The organism is Amycolatopsis kentuckyensis (genome assembly GCF_002155975.1).
In the GTDB taxonomy this organism is placed as follows: Bacteria; Actinomycetota; Actinomycetes; order Mycobacteriales; family Pseudonocardiaceae; genus Amycolatopsis; species Amycolatopsis kentuckyensis.
In genome coordinates this window covers 1-1,463 of sequence record NZ_MUMI01000325.1, presented here as the reverse complement: position 1 = coordinate 1,463, position 1,463 = coordinate 1, and the positions used below count along the sequence as shown (strand labels likewise).

Annotated in this window: 2 protein-coding genes; both read right to left on the bottom strand. The window is 71.8% G+C overall.

Annotation, left to right across the window (positions count from 1 at the left end; translation table 11 throughout):
* Positions 1 to 108: 108 nt before the first annotated feature.
* Positions 109 to 555: a pyridoxamine 5'-phosphate oxidase family protein gene (locus CCN39_RS29380; protein ID WP_086847417.1), complete on the bottom strand. Its 447-nt coding sequence runs from the start codon at positions 553 to 555 to the stop codon at positions 109 to 111.
* A partial coding sequence (locus CCN39_RS29375; protein WP_086847415.1) for a pentapeptide repeat-containing protein occupies positions 552 to 1,463 on the bottom strand: 912 nt, incomplete at its 5' end. The genes CCN39_RS29375 and CCN39_RS29380, both read right to left, overlap by 4 nt.

Below are 1,463 nucleotides of genomic sequence, written 5' to 3'. Positions count from 1 at the left end.
CGGCGAACCCGGCGTCGGCGACCATGAGCAAGCCGACGAGGACCTTGACCGGTGTGCTGACGCGGGGCGGGGACTCGGACAACGGGACGACTCCTGGGGCCAGAGGGGTCAGGGATTGCCGATTATCCGGTCTGCCCGGACGAACACCGCGACCCGCCGCTCTTCGGCCATCACGCGGTCGTACTCGGCCCAGTCGTCGTGGGTTCCGGTGGCGGCGATGAAGACGTCACGCAGCAGCTGCGGCAGGCCCGCGGGGTCGAACGCCGGGTCGGGGTCGTCGGGCCCGATGAGGTGGGTGGCGCCGGTGACCGACAGCCAGTTCCAGCCGCGCCGGAACGTGAGGGTGGCGTGCCCGGCCCGCCGCAGCAGAGCGAGCTTGTGCGCCTTCCCGACGGCGACGTACGCGACACCCGGGACGCCGGTCACCGGATCGTCGATGACACCGGCGTTGACGACGGAGGCGTGCACCGTGCCGTCGGCGCGCGTCGTGGCGACGGTGGCGAGGCCGTGCTCCTGCAGCGACAGCGTGCGAACCTGCTCCAGATCAGCGCTCATGGCCCCAACCTAGCCTCCGGAGGCCAGACATGGCCGTCAGCGCCGTCCGCCACCTGGACCTGGTCTAGGACGACGTCTCGTTCGAAGGTCGCGGCGGCGAAGGAGACGGCGCCGCCGAACACGGCGCCGTCCTGGTGGGGGACGCCGTCGATCATGCGCACGCCGCCGAACACGGCCTCGTCGCGGAACACGGCTTCGTCGAACAGCGCGCCGTTGCGGAAGGTTGCTCCCCGGAACAGCGCCGAGCCGTGGAAGCGGGCCCGCTTGAAGTTCGCGGACCGGTCGAACTCGCTGCCGCCGAAGATGGCGTAGCCGGTGAATTCGACGTCCTCGAAGCGGGTCCAGCCGGCGAACCGGGCGCCGCCGAACCGGACGTTGCCGACCCGGCACCCCCGGAAGTCGAAGTGGCACAGCAGGGCGCCCGTCAGGTTGAGGGTGATCCCGGGCCAGAACTCCGGGCGCGCCACCTCCGCCGTGCCGCCGGGGTAGAGGTGGTCGGCCAGGATGCGCTGGGCCGTCGTGCGCACCTCGAGCTCCTGGTCGCCCGGGGGTTCTTCGGTGCCGGGCTCGTCCTGGTCCGCGCCGGGCGCACGCAACGACGACCAGGGTGGCAGCCGGGATCCGGTGGGCAGCGTGTACGGCAGCCGGAGGTAGGCGCAGAGCAGGTTGACGATCGTCTGCCGCTGGTCCGGTGTGTTCTGGGCCAGCCGCTCCAGCGCGTACAGGCCGGCCAGCCGGATCGGTGTCTTCTCTGAGCCCAGCTGGTCGGCCGCCTTGGTGTAGAGCTCGGTGATCCGCCGTTCCGCCGCGTCGACCCGCGCGTCCTCGGCCAGCCGCCGCTGGTGCGCGGCATTGTCCGAGGCCACCTGCTCGACGTGCTGCTGGGCGTGTTCGCGCTGGGCGAGCTC